The organism is Chitinophaga sp. sic0106 (genome assembly GCF_019219075.1).
Taxonomy (GTDB): Bacteria; Bacteroidota; Bacteroidia; order Chitinophagales; family Chitinophagaceae; genus Chitinophaga.
Genome location: NZ_JAHUWJ010000021.1, coordinates 16,892 through 36,287 on the forward strand (window position 1 = coordinate 16,892; position 19,396 = coordinate 36,287).

The 19,396-nt window shown below is 46.4% G+C and carries 14 protein-coding genes and 2 tRNA genes; 9 read left to right on the forward strand and 7 right to left on the reverse strand.

The annotated features are described in order from the left end of the window. Positions 1–7: 7 nt before the first annotated feature. Positions 8–1,156, reverse strand: coding sequence for a type II asparaginase (locus KW844_RS24020; RefSeq protein WP_218379340.1), 1,149 nt, complete (start codon positions 1,154–1,156; stop codon positions 8–10). Positions 1,157–1,169: 13 nt separating this feature from the next. Next, a complete protein-coding gene (gene aspA, locus KW844_RS24025) occupies positions 1,170–2,573 on the reverse strand; it encodes an aspartate ammonia-lyase (RefSeq protein ID WP_218379341.1) in 1,404 nt (467 codons plus the stop codon). A 137-nt stretch (positions 2,574–2,710) separates the two neighbouring features. Between aspA and KW844_RS24030 the strand changes: the two genes are divergently transcribed. After that, on the forward strand, positions 2,711–3,799 hold the full coding sequence (locus KW844_RS24030; RefSeq protein WP_218379342.1) for a lipase family protein: 1,089 nt from the start codon (positions 2,711–2,713) through the stop codon (positions 3,797–3,799). Here KW844_RS24030 and KW844_RS24035 read toward each other — a convergent pair. Next, the gene (locus KW844_RS24035; RefSeq protein ID WP_218379343.1) at positions 3,796–4,344 is read right to left on the reverse strand and encodes a hypothetical protein; all 549 of its coding nucleotides are present in this window, start codon (positions 4,342–4,344) and stop codon (positions 3,796–3,798) included. The two genes, KW844_RS24030 and KW844_RS24035, sit on opposite strands and share 4 nt — an antisense overlap. A 230-nt stretch (positions 4,345–4,574) precedes the next feature. Then, positions 4,575–5,780, reverse strand: coding sequence for a hypothetical protein (locus KW844_RS24040; protein WP_218379344.1), 1,206 nt, complete (start codon positions 5,778–5,780; stop codon positions 4,575–4,577). A 400-nt stretch (positions 5,781–6,180) separates the two neighbouring features. Between KW844_RS24040 and KW844_RS24045 the strand changes: the two genes are divergently transcribed. Both KW844_RS24045 and KW844_RS24050 read left to right on the forward strand, forming a co-directional pair. Next, positions 6,181–6,257, forward strand: a tRNA-His gene (locus tag KW844_RS24045). Positions 6,258–6,322: 65 nt separating this feature from the next. After that, positions 6,323–6,398: transfer RNA gene (locus KW844_RS24050), tRNA-His, on the forward strand. 57 nt (positions 6,399–6,455) lie between these two features. Here KW844_RS24050 and KW844_RS24055 read toward each other — a convergent pair. Continuing rightward, a complete protein-coding gene (locus KW844_RS24055; protein WP_218379345.1) occupies positions 6,456–7,613 on the reverse strand; it encodes a YhcG family protein in 1,158 nt (385 codons plus the stop codon). Between the two features lie 168 nt (positions 7,614–7,781). Between KW844_RS24055 and KW844_RS24060 the strand changes: the two genes are divergently transcribed. From KW844_RS24060 to KW844_RS24070, 3 genes are all read left to right on the forward strand, one after another. Beyond that, positions 7,782–8,333: a DUF445 domain-containing protein gene (locus KW844_RS24060; RefSeq protein WP_218379346.1), complete on the forward strand. Its 552-nt coding sequence runs from the start codon at positions 7,782–7,784 to the stop codon at positions 8,331–8,333. 292 nt (positions 8,334–8,625) lie between these two features. After that, entirely contained in the window at positions 8,626–11,202 is a 2,577-nt protein-coding gene (locus KW844_RS24065; RefSeq protein ID WP_218379347.1) for an outer membrane beta-barrel family protein, read from the forward strand. A gap of 170 nt (positions 11,203–11,372) precedes the next feature. Then, a complete protein-coding gene (locus KW844_RS24070) occupies positions 11,373–13,853 on the forward strand; it encodes an outer membrane beta-barrel protein (protein WP_218379348.1) in 2,481 nt (826 codons plus the stop codon). Positions 13,854–13,907: 54 nt separating this feature from the next. Here the strand turns inward: KW844_RS24070 and KW844_RS24075 are convergent, their stop codons facing one another. Continuing rightward, positions 13,908–14,561, reverse strand: coding sequence for a protein-L-isoaspartate(D-aspartate) O-methyltransferase (locus KW844_RS24075; protein ID WP_218379349.1), 654 nt, complete (start codon positions 14,559–14,561; stop codon positions 13,908–13,910). Positions 14,562–14,687: 126 nt separating this feature from the next. On the opposite strand from KW844_RS24075, the gene KW844_RS24080 reads away from it, so the two are divergent. Together KW844_RS24080 and KW844_RS24085 are read left to right on the forward strand one after the other, a co-directional pair. Beyond that, positions 14,688–16,412, forward strand: coding sequence for a phospho-sugar mutase (locus KW844_RS24080; RefSeq protein ID WP_218379350.1), 1,725 nt, complete (start codon positions 14,688–14,690; stop codon positions 16,410–16,412). 54 nt (positions 16,413–16,466) lie between these two features. Beyond that, a complete protein-coding gene (locus tag KW844_RS24085; RefSeq protein WP_218379351.1) occupies positions 16,467–17,405 on the forward strand; it encodes a DUF2279 domain-containing protein in 939 nt (312 codons plus the stop codon). Between the two features lie 76 nt (positions 17,406–17,481). On the opposite strand, the gene KW844_RS24090 is transcribed toward KW844_RS24085, so the two are convergent. Next, a complete protein-coding gene (locus KW844_RS24090) occupies positions 17,482–17,979 on the reverse strand; it encodes a phosphoribosyltransferase family protein (RefSeq protein ID WP_218379352.1) in 498 nt (165 codons plus the stop codon). A gap of 78 nt (positions 17,980–18,057) precedes the next feature. On the opposite strand from KW844_RS24090, the gene KW844_RS24095 reads away from it, so the two are divergent. Continuing rightward, entirely contained in the window at positions 18,058–19,386 is a 1,329-nt protein-coding gene (locus tag KW844_RS24095; protein ID WP_218379353.1) for a (Fe-S)-binding protein, read from the forward strand. The last annotated feature ends 10 nt before the right edge of the window (positions 19,387–19,396 follow it).

Below are 19,396 nucleotides of genomic sequence, written 5' to 3' on the forward strand. Positions count from 1 at the left end.
GAACCTGCTAGTATTCAAAAAAGTAACCCTGAATGGTGGAAGGGCTCGATGTTTTCAGCAATGACAATTGTAATAATACTCTTGCTTTTTCGGGGTTGAGATCGTCTGATACAATAGTGCCCAGGGCTTTATCATCCGTTTCCCCGTCGAGTGTAACGCGGCCGCTTGGTACCCTGGCTGCTCTCACAACTACAATACCTTTTGCGGTGGCCTGTTTCACTTTTGTTTCTACGGTAGGGTAAAGGTTACCGTTACCCACGCCGGCGATCACAATACCTTTGGTGCCGTTGTTCATGAGGCAGTCCATCAGGGTTGGATCAGGGTTGGAGTAGCCATACAGAATGTCCACCTTAGGCAGCTCATTCACATTGGATACATCAAAAATAGTTTGGGTAGTATGCTTACGCAGTGAAGCGTGGTACCAGGCTACTTTACCGTCAAACACATATCCGAGCGGGCCCGTGTTAGGCGCCTGGAAGGTAGCAGTGCTGGTCGTATTGGTTTTGTTTACTTCACGACCGGAGAAAATTTCTTCGTTCATGGATACCAGTACACCCCTGCCGGTGGAAGATTTGTCGGATGCCACCACGATAGCATCGTAGAGGTTTTTAGGTCCATCAGCGGAGATAGCGGTGGCGGAGCGCATGGCGCCTACCATTACTACTGGTTTATTGGATTTAACCGTTAGTTCCAGGAAGAAGGCAGTTTCGCCCTGCGTATCCGTTCCGTGAGTGATCACCACACCGTCTACATCGGAGCGTTGCAGCACCTGGTTCACACGTTTGGCCAGTTTGAGCCATACGCTGTCGGTCATAGCCTGACTACCTACGGAGGCTACCTGTTCACCTTCCAGGTTTGCCACTTTGTAGGCTTCCGGCACGGCGTTGAGGAGGTCTTCGATAGGTAGTTTTCCGGCTGTGTAGCCGGCGGCGACACTCGAGGTGCCGGCGCCGGCTATGGTACCACCAGTAGCCAGGATTACGATATTAGCCAGGTTTTTGTTTTTTGGGGGGCGAGAAGGGGTGGTCGGTGTTTGTGTTGTTTCTGCCCGTTTTTTCTTTTTCTTTTGCGCCTGTGCCTCCATCGGAGTCACCTGAAATACACCTGTCATACAGGCTAACAGTAAGCCATAAACGAAAATAGAAGAACGTAACATACCTATAGTATTTTTATTGGATGAATTGAGGTCTGATCAGGTTGTCAAAAGTGAAGATCTCATCCCATTTTTCCTGGGTGATGTACTTCTTCTCTTTCACGACCAGGTCGTGCACCGACTTACCTGTTTCCAGGGCTTCGCGGGCCACACCGGCGGATTTTTCATATCCGATAACGGGGTTGAGCTGTGTTACAATTCCAATGCTGTTCATCACCATCTGGCGGGTATGATCAGCGTTGGCAGTGATGCCCACCACGCATTTATCTTTCAGGGTTTTTACAGCATTGCCCATGTAGGTAATAGCAGTAAACAGGGAGAAGGCCAGTACAGGCTCCATTACGTTTAACTGTAGTTGTCCTGCTTCGGCGGCCAGTGTAACGGTGAGGTCTGCCCCGATTACATAAAAGGCGGTTTGGTTTACCACTTCCGGAATTACCGGGTTTACTTTACCAGGCATGATAGAAGATCCCGGCTGCATCGGTGGCAGGTTAATTTCGTTTAGGCCTGTCCGTGGTCCGGACGAAAGAAGGCGTAAATCATTACATATTTTAGATACCTTGACGGCTGTACGTTTCAGTACACCGGAGAGTTGCACGTAAGCGCCGGTATCATAGGTAGCTTCGATCAGATCCGCTGCCAGTACCAAATCCAGGCCGGTTACATCTCTCAAATGTTTAGTAACTAATTCAGAATATCCTTTAGGTGCATTTACGCCGGTACCGATGGCAGTAGCACCCATATTGATTTCAGAAATCAGCCGCTTGCTTTCTTCCACCCTTGGCACTTCTTCGCCAATATTGGTAGCAAAGGCGCGGAACTCATCCCCCATGCTCATAGGCACGGCGTCCTGCAGTTGGGTACGACCCATTTTCAGAACGTTGCTGAATTCATTTCCTTTAGCTTCAAATGCCTGACCCAGGTCCGCCAATATTTGTTTGTAGCTGGTCAGCTTATTAATCAGCGCAATACGGAAAGCGGTAGGATACGCATCATTGGTGGACTGGGAGCAATTGACGTGGTTGTTGGGATGGCAGAATTCATAATCTCCCTTCTTCTTACCCATCATTTCCAGGGCTACGTTGGCGATTACTTCGTTGGCATTCATGTTTACCGAAGTACCGGCACCACCCTGAATCAGATCGCTGAGGAACTGATCATCAAACTCGCCGTTGATAACGCGATCACTGGCTTTTATGATGTATTCAGCGATATTTTTATCCAATACACCCAGGTCGCGATTGGCCATGGCAGCAGCTTTCTTAACATAACCCAGCGCCTGCACCATCAAAGGTTCTACCTTTAAAGGAATACCGGTTATATGGAAATTTTCAAGTGCTCTTAATGTTTGGATACCGTAGTATACATCCTGTGGGATTTCCATTTCACCCAGGAAATCATGTTCGATTCTTTTTGACATATTGTATAAAAGATTTAAAACAGGAAGGTAAATGCTTTTACAACAATGGCAGGCCAGAAATTGTTTGGAGATATGCAGTTATCAGCAATTATTTAAAGTAACTTCAAGATTATAACCTTATTTTTTTGGAGAAAACCATGCGATACCGTTATTATCTTATCTATTTTCTGATTTTTATTTTCGCGGCGGAAACCCAGGCGCAAAAGTTAAAGCCAGGGTTTGATGCAGCCGAATACCAGCAGCTGATGCTGATCATCAACAGGTCTATGGATACGCCGTGGACAAAGGTGAAGACACCCATGCCAAACAACTGCAAAATGATTTACCGTTCTCCGGAAGTGGGGATGCTGAACCGTTGGGACTTGTGGCTGCGGGATGACAAGGTGGCCATTATTCAGATAAGAGGCACCAATGGTACGGCTGTTTCCTGGATGGAAAATTTTTATGCGGGGATGATTCCTGCCAGGGGATATTTGAAATTAAATGATAGTACCCGTTTTGACTACACGCTCTCCAATGATCCGCAGGCGTACGTACATGCAGGTTGGATGATTGGCCTGGCGGCCATGGGGCCTGATATTGTGAGGAAGATAAAAGAATGCTACCGGGAAGGCATACACGATTTTATTATCACCGGTCATAGCCAGGGTGGCGCCATCACATTCCTGTTGCGTAGCTGGCTGGCATACTTACCGGATATGCCTAAAGATATAGTGTTTAAAACTTACAGCAGTGCTGCACCGAAGCCGGGGAATCTCAATTATGCATATGATTATGATTATATTACCCGGGATGGCTGGGGATTAAGGGTGGTGAATGCGAGAGACTGGGTAGCGGAAACGCCGTTCTCAATTCAAACGACCCGCGATTTCTCTCCTGTAAATCCCTTTACAGATATTAAGAAAGCATTAAAAAAGCAGAAATGGCCTGCAAGGGCGGGGTTGAAATATTTGTATGGCCGGCTGGATCGCCCATCGAAGCGGGCCAGCAAGCGTATGCAGCGGATACTGGGAAACACGCTGTACAAGCGGGTGGAGAAGGTATTACCGGGATATGAGCGGCCGCCGTTTGTGAACAGTCATAGTTATTCCCCTGCCGGTACCCCGGTAATATTATATCCTGTTGCCGGCTACGATGCAAAGTTTCCTTTTGACGGGAAGAATATTTTTTTGCATCATAATACGGCTAATTACATCTGGCTAACGGAACAGATATATGGGCATTAATCGCTGCTGCCGCCCTTCTCTCCTACAAACCAATGTTCCTTATCGCGGAATAACACGTTGAAGGTGGTCAGTGATCCGTAGATGCGGGTGATATATTGCTGGAGATTTATTTTCTCTTCATCACTCAGCACTTTGTGACTGTTGATGTTTTGTTCCAGAACACGGAGGCGGTCGCGCAGCATCACAATTTTGTGAAAGAATCCTTCGATGGGCACTTCCTTGGCTTTGAGAGATGCATCGCCGGGTTGCAGCACCAGGGTGCCATTTTTCCATTTATCGCCTAAGGGCACTACTTCTGAGAAGCCACCCCAGAGTCGGAGTATTTTGAGGAGGGAGGTTTCTACTTCAGATAATGTTTCGACTTCTGTTGTTTTGTTTTCGGCCACGAGTACTTCGAAGAGCGGGTCTGTTTTATCTACCAGTTTAACACCGTGATCCATGAAGGTAACCTGGTATTGGGCGTAGCGTATGCCAATGATAACACCCGGTCCGAAATGTGCGTGTTGTACTCTGCTGCCGATGCCTAGGATCAGTTCTTCTTCCATCTGATTTTTTGTATAAACTTAAAGGATTTTTTCGGGTTTTAATGAGCTGCCTTCGGCAGGTCATTAAAACCGAAGTGGGCAGGAGCCCGCGCTCGTGCCCATTTCGGTTTTAAGTCAGGAACATGAAGTATGTACACACAAAAGGACAGTACCTGCGGTACTATCCTTTTGCTGATATCCGCGCGAAGCGCGGAACCCACCAGAATGACACCGAGGTGTCATATGAAAATCTATTCCTTCACTTTATTTAAAAAGTAAGATAATTTAAACAACAACTCATCAGAAAGTCCTGCTCTAAGTTTAGCTTCTTCGTCGGTGATACCGAGGCGGCGCAGTCGCTGGTAGTAAACGTAAGAGCCACCGATGAGTTCCAGGCATTCCTGGATTTTATGTTTCACTTCCTCTTCTTTGGCGCGTTTTTCAAATTCCTTTTTGGTCAGGATTTTATCAACGAAATAGAAGTTGTCTTTATCTTCTACCCATTTATTGCCTTCGCGGTGTTGAGGTTTATATACTTCGAGATAACAGTTATCCAGTTTCAGTACGTCTCCGAATTCCGCTTTAAGGTCAATCACCATTGGTTTATCCGGCGTTGGATTGGCAAGGCGTTTTTTGATATGGTTACTGATTTCCACACCGAGGTCATCGCAGCTCATCAGGATTTGGTTCAGCTCTGAGTATTCGAGGCTGATGGTTATTCTGTTGTAGCTACGGCCGCTTTTGATTTTACCAAAGAGGCTGGGAGAAGTGTTTTCATCGAAGATGATATCTTCTACCTGGATTTTGGTGATGGTGCGGTAGTTGGGTTTATAGCCTTCTTCAGAAGGTGTTGGTCTTTTGTTTACCAGCCTGGAAGTTTCCTGGCGGCGGCTGTTCTGGATGTAGTCATCCACAAAGCGCAATCCTTGTTTCTTCAATTTCGTATATAGTTCGTTACTGGTATAATTATTCATTTTGCTGAGGATGTTCAGGTCGTTCCAGCTGTCGTGGTGCTGCATTTGCTTGAGTTCATCCAATACTTCAGTGGCGGGAATATTCCTGCGGTAGTACAATTCACCGATGAGGAAGATGGCATATTCGTGTGCCGGGTAGCCGAGTTCCGGCAGCACATCGTAGGGGGAGCGTTTTTGTTCACGGGCTCCCTGGAGGAGGTCGATATCCGACATCACGGGTGCGAGCAGGTATTTTCTGGCTGCCGAGCGGAGTTTACGGCTTACGTAGTCCAACAGCTGGTCGTTTACCGGGCGGTGCTGTACGAAGTCGTGCAGTATTTGCACAAAGCGCCGCGAAGTAGGCAATCCGAACTGTGAGAGAATATCGTTTTCCATGTCCAGCACATCGTCATTTCCATCCACCTCGTTTCCAGGCTTTACCTTCCGGTCCAACTGCTGATAGCGCTGATAGTATTCCTGTAATTTCAGTTTAAGCTGATCCATAATATATATACAATTAAAAATTAAATGCTTGGGCAAATAACTACGTGGAATTACACGCAGGAGTAATCCGACAGACCTATTAAAAATTCAAATAATTGATTTTCAATAGTTTATAAAAACGGGAATGAAATGGGAAAGTCCGCAAAGATAATCAGAAAAATGCGATTTTAGAAGTGGTTGAGCTGTAGGAAAAGGTGCTATTATGGGTTGTGTTTATTCAGTCTGGTAGCATCTCACTGGTGCACAATCCAAATAGGTGTTTTCTCTAATTTATAACTAATTGGAAAAAAATTTTAGCATCTATTTGGAATTTAAAAATAGTTTCTCTTATCTTTGCACTCCCAACAACGAAATAAGGACTTCACAAACGGTGAAATCCTCGTTACTAAAGGGAAATACGGTGATTGTAGCTCAGTTGGTTAGAGCATCAGATTGTGGTTCTGAGGGTCGGGGGTTCGAGACCCCTCATTCACCCCATAAGGAAAAAAAGCTTTTGTTCCGAAGCTTTTTTTGACGAAATTACAGGAACAAACAAAAGATACGGTGATTGTAGCTCAGTTGGTTAGAGCATCAGATTGTGGTTCTGAGGGTCGGGGGTTCGAGACCCCTCATTCACCCACCAAGGGAAAGGCTGATTCGAAAGATTCGGCCTTTTTAATTTTTTAAGAAATGTATTTAGATTCTTTTGCCGCCACTTAATTTATCTTGTTCCTCCTCAATAATTTTCGCCAATTCGGCTTCACTAGGCAAATTAATCAGATATTTAGATACAAAGACCTGCTGTGGCAAACCCGTTGTTGCATACCTTACCAGGTTTTCATTTTTATTGGCACATAATATAATTCCCACTGGTGGGTTGTCTCCTTCAGATTTTTCATGCTCATTATAATAATTCAGGTAAACGTTCATTTGTCCGGCATCTGCATGCGTAAACTCTCCTATCTTCAAATCCAATAACACATGACATTTCAAAATCCGATGATAGAAAACAAGGTCGATGCGGTAATGTGTATTATCAAATGTAATACGCCTTTGCCTGGCCTCAAAGCAGAAGCCACTTCCCATCTCCAGTAGAAAATTATGCAGATGACTGATAATTGCCTGTTCCAATTCTGTTTCTGTATATACAGCTTTTTCTTCTAACCCTAGAAATTCCAGCATATAAGGGTTTCGAAATACATCTTCAGGCTTTAAACCTTCACCTTGAGTTTGACTGCTTAACAAAGCGGCCTTATCTCTACTTAACCCTGTACGCTCGAATAACATACTGTTAATTGCCCGTTGCAAATCACGGACACTCCAGTTATTCTTAATAGCTTCCTTTTCATAAAAGCTTCGCTTTAAAGGTGAATCTGATTTCAGCAACTCTATAAAGTGAGAAAAACTAAGCCTGTTAAGCAGGAGATCCGGGGCTGTCTGGATGTTCTCCACCATTGGCTGAGATGTGGAACCTGCTGATGTAACCGATTTTGCGGACAGCGTCCGCAAAATTGCAACATTCTGTAGATCAATCAAATAAGATTTAACTGGAGCAGTCAACGATAGATGAGGGTAAGTCTTATAAAAGTCTTTACACAGATATAAATGCCGTTCTCTAATTGAGATCAAACCGCTTTTTTTCAGCTTAACTGCTATTTCTTTAAACAAACGTTGTCCGTATAACGCACGATCCTCTCCGTTTTGCTCATACTCCAAAATGTAAAAGCCAATTAGCCAGTTACGCAATGTCAAGGCTATATTTACCTGTTTCTGTGCCTGATTTACAAAATATTGGTTGGTTTCCTGAATACTATAAACAAGCTTTTCAATATTCATAACTTCTGTTGTATCCATAACATTAGCAATAGTGTTTCTTCCAATAAATAGGTTAATTAAAATTAATCATTTTTACTGTGGTAGAATAAATGGCCATCATCCCAAAACGTATTTACCCACAGAAACTGCCTAAACTCCACATATTCTCCTATCTTTATCGCCACTATTAAAAGACAGTAACATCTCATGCTATATACATTACCTATCATCGCTGCACTCGCCGGCTGGCTCATCAATTCCATCGCCATACGTATCCTCCTGCGCCAACTGCCTAAACGCCGTGAACAATTAGCGACCGACCTCGGTACCCTTGCAGGTAAACAGTTTTCGTTTGCCGCCATCAAAAAAAAACTCACCGATCCGGAAAAAGTTAAAAGCATCATTCCGGTAGTAGAAACACACCTGGATGGCTTCCTGCGCGACCGCCTCCCCAAAGCCATGCCGGTACTGTCCATGTTCATCGGCGACACCACCATCAACCAAATCAAATCACACCTCGTCGCAGAACTCGACGCCCTCTTCCCGGTAATGATCAATCAATACCTCGATAACGTTGAAAAAGACCTGAACCTGGAAAAAATTATCAGCGATAAAATCAGACATACCACCGATGAACAAATGCAACAGGCAGTACATAACTTCCTGGGCAAACAGCTGAATATGTTTAAAGTACTGGGAGCCATCTCAGGACTATTGATCGGAGGATTATGCCTTGCACTGGTTTTCCTGGCCAGGTAGGCCCCCATTCGCCTAAAACACCTGATGTACTTCGTATAGCCGCCAAAGATGGTGACTATACGAAGTAAACCCGTTAACCTGCAACAGAAACCCAATTAAGTACCCACAAAGCGCAAAGCGCATAGCCACCATCATATCGATACTACTGTTAACTACTGTTAAGACCTTCTGACGCTACTTTTACCACACTTCCCCCGTAAAACTTCCGCTCATCATAATATGTCGCCATTCATAACGACACCCCAATAATTTTGTCTTAACCCGCAAATAAAAACTGGTTAAATCGATTAGGATGAGAAAATGCTATGCAATTGTTGCTGGTATTATGTTTTGGCAAATACATACTTACGCGCAGGCCCCTGCTGCCGGTAAAACACCCGCACAACAAGGCCCCGCACGCACGCAGGGACAACGTCCCAATATGCCTCAGATTGGCCACATATACGGAAAATTACTGGAAGAAGGTACCAACAAACCAATAGAATACGCTTCCGTAGCTATTCTGCGGTTGAAAGACTCCTCCGTAGTTACCGGTATGCTCACCAAATCCAATGGCGACTTCAGCCTGGAAAACCTGCCCTTCGGCCCTTTCATCGTTCGGGTCAACTTTATGGGATACGTTACCCAAACAAAAAAAGTAACTATCACCGGCCAAACCTCCGAACAAGACCTCGGTAACATCAAACTGAAACCCAATGTGAAAATGCTCAACAGCGTGGAAGTAACCGGCCAGAAGAGCGCTTTCCAGATGGGTATAGATAAAAAAGTATTTAACGTAGACCGTAACCTCACCTCCGTAGGCGGTACCGCACAGGATGTACTCAAAAGCGTGCCTTCTGTAAACGTAGACCTCGACGGTAACGTGACCGTGCGAAATGCCTCCCCCAACATCTTCGTGGACGGCAAACCCTCTACCCTCACCCTCGACCAAATCCCCGCCGATGCCATCGAAAGCGTGGAACTAGTTACCAACCCTTCCGCCAAATACGATGCAGAAGGCATGTCCGGTATCCTCAACATCGTACTGAAGAAAAACAGAAAAGCAGGCTTCAACGGCGCCATACAGGCAGGTATAGGGAATAATAATAAATACAATGCAGGCGGTAACATGTCGGTAAGACAAGGGAAAATCAACGTCTCCGCCAACTACAATATCAACGCCAACCAAATGTGGGGCGAAGGAACCACCAACCGCACCAACTTCGGCACCAAAGGCGATACCAACTTCCTCACCCAAAAAAGTAACAGTACCAATAAACCCCTCTTCCAGTTCGGACGCGTGGGCCTGGACTATTACATGGACAACAGGAACACCCTGTCTCTCTCCCAAAATATTGGTGGTGGCGACTTCAAAAACAATGAAGACCTCCTCAGCTCCTTTGCTGACGGTAATCACGTCGTGACCGGCCGTAACAACAGGCTTAACAACAGCGACATGAGCTTCCACCATTATACTACGGCACTCGACTACCGTCACGCTTTTGCCAAACCTAACCAGGAACTCACCGCAGCCTTCCAGTTTAATACCAGCAGAAATAGTCGCAACGGCGATTATACCACGCAGGCACAAGATGCCACCGGTACGACACTGGGCAAAGCGGTCATGCAAAACAATAACACCAGCGGCAAAACAACTTTCATCACCATGCAATCCGACTATACCAACCCAATTGGTAAAAACGGTAAGCTGGAACTCGGTGTGAAAGCGACCTTGCGCAATTATAACAGCCAGTACAATGTGTTTAACCAGGACACGGTGCGCAACGAATTTGATTTTGTTGACTCCCTGTCCACCCGCTACAAATACAAAGAACAGATCTACGCAGGCTATGTGAATTTTGCTAACACCATCGGTAATTTCGGCTACCAGGCCGGCTTGCGCGTGGAGCAGTATATTTATAGCGGAGAGAATCAGGGTATCACCTATAAACCAACCAAGGCCACTCCAGGTTTCTTCCCCAGCATATTTCTGTCACAGAAATTTGAGCATGAGCAAGAGTTACAGCTGAATTACTCCAGAAGAGTAAACCGCCCTAACTTCTTCCAGCTGATACCTTACCGCGACTACAGCGATCCGCAGAATCAGCGGGAAGGTAATCCAAACCTGAAGCCGGAATACACCAACAGCCTGGAGCTGTCGTACGTTAAATCATGGAAAACAGTCAACTTCCTCGGTAGCGTATACTTCAGAAATACCAATAACCTCATCACCACCATCAATACACCAATTGGCAGAGATACCCTGCTCATGCAGTTTATCAACGCCAATCGCAGTAACTCCTACGGTGCGGAACTGACACTGAAAAATCAGATCATCCCGGGTTGGGACCTGACAACAAATGTGAACCTGTACCAAACCGACCTGCAGGTAACTGATGGTGAAAATACCTTTACCAACAGTGGTTTCAGCTGGATGGGAAAAATCAATTCCGAAACAAAGCTCCCCTGGAACATGACGCTCCAGCTCAACGCTACCTATCAGGCACCTGCCGTGGCACTGCCTAACAATGGCAGCGGCGGCGGTGGCGGACGCGGCCCTGGTGGCGGTGGCGGCGGTGGTGGCATGATTTCCACCTCTGCACAAGGCACCATCAAAGGCTTCAGCTTTGTCGATGCAGCCATCCGGAAAGACTTCCTGAAAAATAAAGCAGCATCAGTAACACTAAGCGTATCGGATATTTTCAACACACGTCAATACGAGCTAAATCAGATCACGCCTACGTTTGCACAGGATTATCTGCGTAAGCGCGAATCCAGAATATTTAAAGTAAACTTCAGCTACAGATTCGGAAAATTTGATGCCAGTCTCTTCAAGAAAAAGAAACGCCCGGATAATTCCGACAACGGAATGGACCAGATGGGATTCTGATATTACTTAAGTTGATGAATGCAACCAATAGCCGGCAACTCGCTCCTACAGCGAAACGCCGGCTATCATTTTTTCGTTACCATTCATCACATACACATAAATAATACAGTCGTACAAACTACTTTTATGATGATCAAACCAAAGTTGTAAAAGCTAGTACTATTCTCTGCATGCGAAACTACCTGTCCTTGCTGATTGTGTCCTTATGTCTGTTCACTAACGTTAATGCACAAACGACGCATAACACCCCGCTGAAAATATCCGGAAAAGTTGTAGACCTTTCCACTGCTAAACCTGTGGAAATGGCTTCCGTAGTGGTGCTCAACAGTACCGATTCATCCGTTATAACCGGCATGTATACCAATGCTACAGGCAATTTTTCCTTTAATAATATCAATCCCGGTATCTATGTACTGCGCATCACTTTCATGGGTTATGATAAACTGGAGAAAGCAGTGAAAGTAGTGGAAGGCAAAAATTCTTTTGCCGGCACCCTGCGGCTCAACAAATCCGGCAAAGAACTCAATACCGTGGAAATAAAAGCGGAGAAACCTTCCTTCTCCATGCAGATCGACCGCCAGGTATTTGACGCCGGCGATATGATTAACGCAGAAGGTGGTACCGGTACCGATATCTTAAAAAATATTCCCAGCGTTGATGTGGATATAGACGATAACGTTACCCTCCGCGGTAAAAGCGTGACCATTTATGTAGATGGCAAGCCCTCTCCTTTCGGAGATGCTAAAACAGCGCTGCAAATGCTTCCGGCAGAAAGTATCGACCGCGTGGAAGTAATCACCAACCCCTCCGCAAAGTTTGAAGCGCAGGGCGGTGGCGGCATTATCAATATCGTACTCAAGAAAGATAAGGCAATTGGCTATAACGTGATGTTCAACGTAGGCGCCGCTTCACGCGGGCAACTCAACGGTAGCGCCAATGCAAGCCTCCGTATCAAAAGATTCAACTTCTTCGCCAACTACAACGGCCGCTACGAAGACATCAACGGCAGCGGTATCAGCAACCGCGAAAATCTGGTGGCTGATAGCAATAACACCCGCTACTTCACACAGAAAAGCACTAATGACAACCTCAATGGTAACAACGGCGGGCGTTTCGGATTCGACTACTATCTCGACGACCGCAACACCTTCACCATCGCTCAGGGACTCAACTACTCCTACGGTGGCAATGATGAAAACATCCATCTCAACAACCTCGATGAGAAACTGCAACAGCTGAACTACGGCATCCGTAGCAATAATAGTCACTATAACAATAATAACAGCAACACCAGCATCTCCTATAAACGCACTTACAAGAAGCCCAACCAGGAACTAACCGCCTACGCCAGCTTCAGTAATAACACCAGCAACAACAACAGCCAGTACATCAGTAACTATTATTATCCGGTAGTAGATACCGTGTACCGTAGTTCTGACCAGAAAAACCGTGGCGACAACGGCAATAAATTCTGGAATATTCAGTCAGACTACACCTCGCCTTTTGGTAAAAAAGGTAAGCTGGAAACCGGTGTGAAAGGCACTATCCGCAAAATTGACAACGACTACCTCGCCTTGTTGTATAGTAAAGACAGTCTGCAATACCTGCCCAGCCTGAACCTTTCCAATAAATACAATTATGAGGAAGATATTTATGCTGCGTACTTCAATATCGCCAATGCCATTGGCAACCTCGGCTACCAGGTAGGTGCCAGGGCAGAGCAATCGTACCTCCGTGGGTACTCTGTTACCAGGGACTCCCGCGTGGACAGATCTTTCTTCAACATCTTCCCCAGCGTTTTCCTGAAATACAATCTCCCTAAAAACCAGAATCAGAACCTGGTATTTAACTATTCCACCCGCATCGACCGGCCAAACTTTGACCAGCTGCTGCCTTATATCAACAACTCCGATCCGCAGAATATCCGTACCGGTAACCCGGAGCTGCGTTCTGCACTCACGCATAAGTTTGAGATGAACTACTCCGAATGGTTTCCGAGAACCAATAATTACCTCAGCGGTGGTGTGTACTTTGCCAAAACCAACGACAACATCGACCGTATCAGCACTTTGGATACCCTTAGCGGTGTTACTACCACCCGCCCCATGAACCTCGCCAGCAGTGAGAATATGGGCGCTAACTTCTCCTATAGCTGGAAAATTCAGAAGTGGTGGAAGTTCAACTTCAATGTGAACCTGGAGTATAATAAGATTACCAGTGTAACCATCAACAACGATAACCTCACCTATGGCTTTAACGGTAATATGCAATTCAAGCTGCCGCTGCGTTTCAGCGCTGAGCTGAGTGGACACTACCGCTCGCCGCGACTGCAACCACAAGGGACCTTTAAGGCCATGAACGGCATGGACCTGGGAGTACGTAAGGAAATGCTGAAAAACAACCGCCTCGTGATCGCTGTAAACGTATCGGATATATTAAATACCCAGCAGTTCAACAGCCATTATGTAACGCCTACTTTCATTCAGGATTATGACCGCAAGCGTGTGACCAGGTTTGTGCGACTGAATGTCCGCTACCGTTTTGGTAAGATGGACCCGAATCTCTTTAAAAAGAAAAAGCAACAGCAGGAAGAGGAAGAGGAGAAACAGGAAGAGCAGCCAAGGCCCAATAACGAAAGAGGCAGGCTGTGATGAACGAGCCTGCCTGTATTTTAGGTTTAATAAAATCGGAAATATGGGCAGGCGCTATTTTTTGCCAGCCAGCATGGGTACAAAAGTGAAGTTATCGAACAGCTCCTGGTCATATTCTCCCTCGCTGACCTTGGTAATACGCAGCATACGCTGTACTTCCTGGCCACCCACCGGGATCACCATTTTGCCGCCAATCTTCATTTGCTGCAATAATTTTTCAGGAATCTGCGGCGCAGCAGCCGTTACCAATACTTTATCAAATGGAGCGTAGGAAGGCAGTCCTTCATAGCCATCGCCATAAAAGAAGCGCAGATTGGGGTATTTGGACTTAAACTGAAACTGCTTTACCTGGTCAAACAGGCGTTTCTGCCTTTCGATAGTGAACACGTTGGCCTTCAGTTCAGCCAGCACACAAGCCTGGTAGGCACTACCCGTACCAATTTCCAGTACCTTTTCGTAAGGTTTGATTTCCAGTAACTGCGACTGGTACGCGACCGTATAGGGTTGCGAAATCGTTTGGCCTTCCCCGATAGGAAAAGCACGGTCTTCATAGGCAATACTTTCAAAAGCCGTATCAAGGAAGAAGTGCCGGGGAATATTGCCGATAGCCGCCAGTACATTTTCATCGGTTATGCCCTTCTGACGGATACTATCAACTAATTGTTTTCGTAGTCCTTTTTGTTTATAAGTATCTTCATACCGCCTCATACCCGCAAAATTAACCAATACCGGCGATTTTCAATGAATTTCAGGGTGTGTAATTTCGGACATTGAGTTTTTTCCATTTACTTTACAGTCCATTTGAGCCCCCGGCTCCCTAAAAATAAGATGACCATGGATATTAATATTCAAAACAAAGTAGCGCAATGGCTCAACGGCAATTACGATGCTGAAACAGTTGCCACGTTAAAGAAAATGCAGGCTGAAAACCCCGATGATCTTACCGATGCTTTTTATCGTAACCTCGAGTTTGGTACAGGTGGCCTGCGTGGAATTATGGGTGTGGGCACCAACCGTATGAATAAATATACCGTAGGCATGGCTACCCAGGGGTTTGCCAACTACCTGAAAGAGTGTTTCCAGGGCGAGATCAAAGTTGCGCTGGCGCACGACAGCCGCAACAATTCCCGTTTTTTTGCTGAAACCGCTGCCAATGTATTCGCAGCCAACGGTATCAAAGTATACCTGTTTGAAAGTCTCCGCCCAACACCGGAACTGTCTTTCACCATCCGTCACCTCAACTGCCAGGGCGGCGTGGTGTGTACCGCTTCCCATAACCCGCGGGAGTATAATGGGTATAAAGCCTACTGGAACGACGGCGCACAGCTGATCCCCCCTCATGATAAGAATGTAATCCGTGAGGTAGAAAAAATTACTACTCCGGACGAGGTGAAATGGACAGGTGGCGAAGCCAATATTACCCTGATCGGTAAAGATGTGGATGAAGCCTACCTGCAGGAACTGCAAAGCCTGAGCATCAATCCCGACATCTGCAAACAACAGCACGATCTTAAAATAGTATATACTCCTATTCACGGTACAGGTATCACCATGGTTCCTGAGATCCTGAAACGCTACGGCTTCACCAACGTGAATGTAGTTGAGGAACAGGCTACACCCGATGGGAACTTCCCGACGGTAGTATACCCTAATCCTGAAGAGTCGGAAGCCATGAGCCTTGGCCTCAAAAAAGCCAAAGCTATTGATGCGGACATCCTGCTGGGTACCGATCCTGATGCGGACCGTGTAGGCATTGCCGTTAAAAACCTGAAAGGCGAATGGACATTACTGAATGGTAACCAGACTGCTGCCCTGCTGTTTAACTATATCATTGAACAGCGTAAGGAAAGAGGCCTGGCCAAACCGGAAGACTATGTATGCAAAACAGTAGTTACTTCCGACCTGATCGATGTATTTGCCGCTAAAAATAATATTACCTGCTATAATGTGCTCACCGGTTTCAAATGGATTGCGGACCTTATTCGCCGTAAGGAGCCACAGGAGCGATTTATCGTTGGCGGTGAGGAGTCTTACGGTTATATGATTGGCCGCAACGTACGTGACAAAGATGCGGTTTCATCTGTAGCAATGATTTGCGAGATGGCTGCAGTGGCACGTAGTAACGGCAAGTCACTGTTTGAACAACTGATCGATATTTATATCAAGTACGGCTATTACCTGGAGCAGCTCATCTCTATTACCAAAAAAGGGATGAAGGGGGCAGATGAAATTGCAGAGATGATGCGCGGCTACCGGGAAAACCCACCGGCCACCATCAATGGTTCTGCCGTGGTTACACTGTTCGACTACCAATTACAGCAGGTGAAAGATATTGCCAGCGGCGATATCAAACCTATTGACCTGCCTAAATCCAATGTATTACAGTTTGTACTGGCCGATGGCAGCAAGATTTCTGCCCGCCCATCCGGTACTGAACCTAAGATAAAATTCTATTTCAGCGTAAACGAGCCACTGGCAAGCGTTGCAGAATACGACGCCGTAACGGCCAGGCTGGAACAGAAGATCAGCGGAATTATTTCCGACCTCGGCCTGAAATAAGCCTTTTTTGCCACTTACGCTATCAACCATAGCGTAAGTGGTTGATCCATTTCTATGAAAAGTATCCTGTGCATATTACCATTATCACTGCTGTTACTGAGCGGCAAGGCACAGGAGAAAGTGTCTTTTTCCACCATTCCCGATACTACCATCCCCCAAAGAGTAACAATTCTCACGGGCGCTACTGTAGTGCTGTACGGCACCGGACTGGCGGCGCTTAATGCAGCCTGGTACCGCGATTATCCACGCAGTAACTTTCACTTCTTCAATGATATGAATGAGTGGAAGCAGATGGATAAACTGGGGCATGTATTCAGTGCATACTTCATTGGTAAATATAGCCGGGAGCTCTGGCGCTGGTCGGGCCTGCCGCGCAAGCAGCAAATCTGGATCGGTGGGATGAGCGGCTTTGCTTATCAGTCGGTGGTAGAGGTATTGGATGGTTTTAGCAGCGAGTGGGGTTTTTCCTGGGGAGATATGGCGGCCAACGCTGCCGGGTCGGCCCTGTTAATCAGCCAGGAGCTCGCCTGGGATGAGCAACGGATTCAGATTAAGTTCTCTGCACACCCTGGCAGATACGATGGCGCTGTTCTACGGGACAAAACAAATCAGCTGTTTGGCACCCGGTTCCTGGAGCGGGTATTGAAAGATTATAATGCACAAACCTATTGGCTGTCTGTAAACCTGCGCTCCTTTGCGAAAGAATCAGGGATTCCCCGCTGGCTGAATATCTCCGTAGGCTATGGTGCCGAACAAATGTATGGAGGTAACGCCAACTGGTGGCTGGCAAACGATGGTCACCGGTTTGATTACAGCAGTACACCACGCATCAGACAATTTTATTTATCGCCGGATATTGATTTTACTAAAATCCCAACTAAGAAGAAGGGGGTAAAAGTAATTTTTCAATTACTGAATATGCTGAAGTTTCCGGCCCCGACGTTGGAAGTGACGAGTCAGGGGAAGGTGCGGCTGCACCCGATTTATTTTTAATTACCGTGGGGATATATCACTGCCTTCAGCAGTGATATATCCCCACGGAGTAAGGGCCAGCGGCCCTTACTCCGGGCTATTGTAAATAAGCAGACAAAATATTCGTCCCCTCTAACTCTACCATCACAGATTCCTGCAAGGTAGTAGCCAAAGAAAACCCAACAAAATCCACAGACAGGGGAAAAGATTTATGCTGACGATCCACCAGCACGGCGGTCTGTATCTTTTTAGGCAAGAACTCCAGCAGTGGCTTCAGGGCGTAGAGCATGGTACGGCCTGAGTTGGCCACATCATCCACCACAACAATCACTTTTCCATTAAAATCCAGTTGTTCTGAAACAGTTACTTCTCCCGGTTGTTGTTTATCCAGACGCAATTCGATGATGCGGGGTTTGAGAGGAGAGATCTGTTGCAGGATGCCGGCGATTTTCTGTGCCAGGATAAGGCCTCTGTCCCAGATACCTGCTAATATGATTTCTTCGCCATCGCTGTTGTGTTCATAGATCTCATAGGCGATGCGTTCTATTTTCTTTTGAATGATATCGGCGGTAAGAATTACGTTCCTGCTTTCCATGCGCCAAAAATAGTGAAAATTGGCATCTGCGTTGTTCGATTGAAAAAAAACATAAATTAGGGAGTCAAATCTGAAATAATGCAAATTGTACAACAGTTGTTATTTGTAATTGCTTTTGGGGTAGCAGTGTACCTGTTTTCCCAACAGGCACGCCAGATAAGGAAGAACATTCTGCTCGGGCAGGATGAAGACCTGTCGGACCATCCGAATCTGCGGTGGAGAAATTTGTTGCTGCTGGCTTTCGGGCAGAAGAAAATGTTCCGTAACCCTTTAGTGGCGGTATTACACTTCTTCGTATATGCCGGCTTCGTGATCATCAACCTCGAAATCCTTGAAATCATCCTGGATGGTATTTTAGGCACACATCGTTTATTCGTTCCCGTATTAGGCAGCCTTTATCCGATACTGATCGGGTTATTTGAAGTGCTGGCCGCGCTGGTACTGATATCCTGCGCCATTTTCCTGGTGCGCAGGAATGTGCTGAAGCTGCGCCGGTTTATGAGCCATGATCTCGATGGGTGGCCACGTTCCGATGCCAACTACATCCTGATTACCGAAATAGTACTGATGACCTTATTCCTTACCATGAACGCGGCAGATCAGCAAATGCAGGCGCGTGGTGCGGAACATTATATCGCTACTGGTCCTTTCTGGATTTCCGGTCAGCTAAGCCCCTTGTTCAACGGCCTCTCTGATGGTGCCGTAACGGGTATTGAAAGGGCTTGCTGGTGGCTGCATATCCTGGGGATCCTGGCATTTCTGAACTACCTCCCCTACTCCAAGCACCTGCATATCATTCTTGCTTTCCCAAATGCATACTACGCAAAGCTGGAGCCAATGGGCGAAATGGATAATATGCCTGCCATTCAGCATGAAGTGAAAATGATGCTGCAACCGGAGCTGGCCGCAGATGCGCCGGCTACAGACGTGATTCCGAAATTCGGCGCCAAAGATGTGACCGACCTTACCTGGAAGAACCTGCTGGATGCTTATAGCTGCACCGAGTGTGGCCGCTGCAGTGCTGCATGCCCCGCGAATATGACCGGCAAGCTGCTCTCTCCCCGCAAGATTATGATGGATACGCGCGACCGTGTTACTGAAGTGGGTAAAAACATCAAAGCCAATGGCAGCTTCCAGGACGATGGCAAAACGTTGTTGCGTGATTATATTTCTGAGGAGGAACTGCGTGCCTGCACTACCTGCAATGCCTGCGTGCAGGAATGTCCGGTGAGTATCAGTCCGCTCGATATCATCCTCCAACTGCGCCGCTACCTGGTGATGGAAGAATCCAGTGCGCCGGCGGAGTGGACGGGTATGTTCAGCAATATTGAAAATAACATGGCACCGTGGAAGTTTGGTCCGGAAGACCGGGAAAACTGGATTCAGGAAATGAATAGTCAATCTTAAAATTATCAGA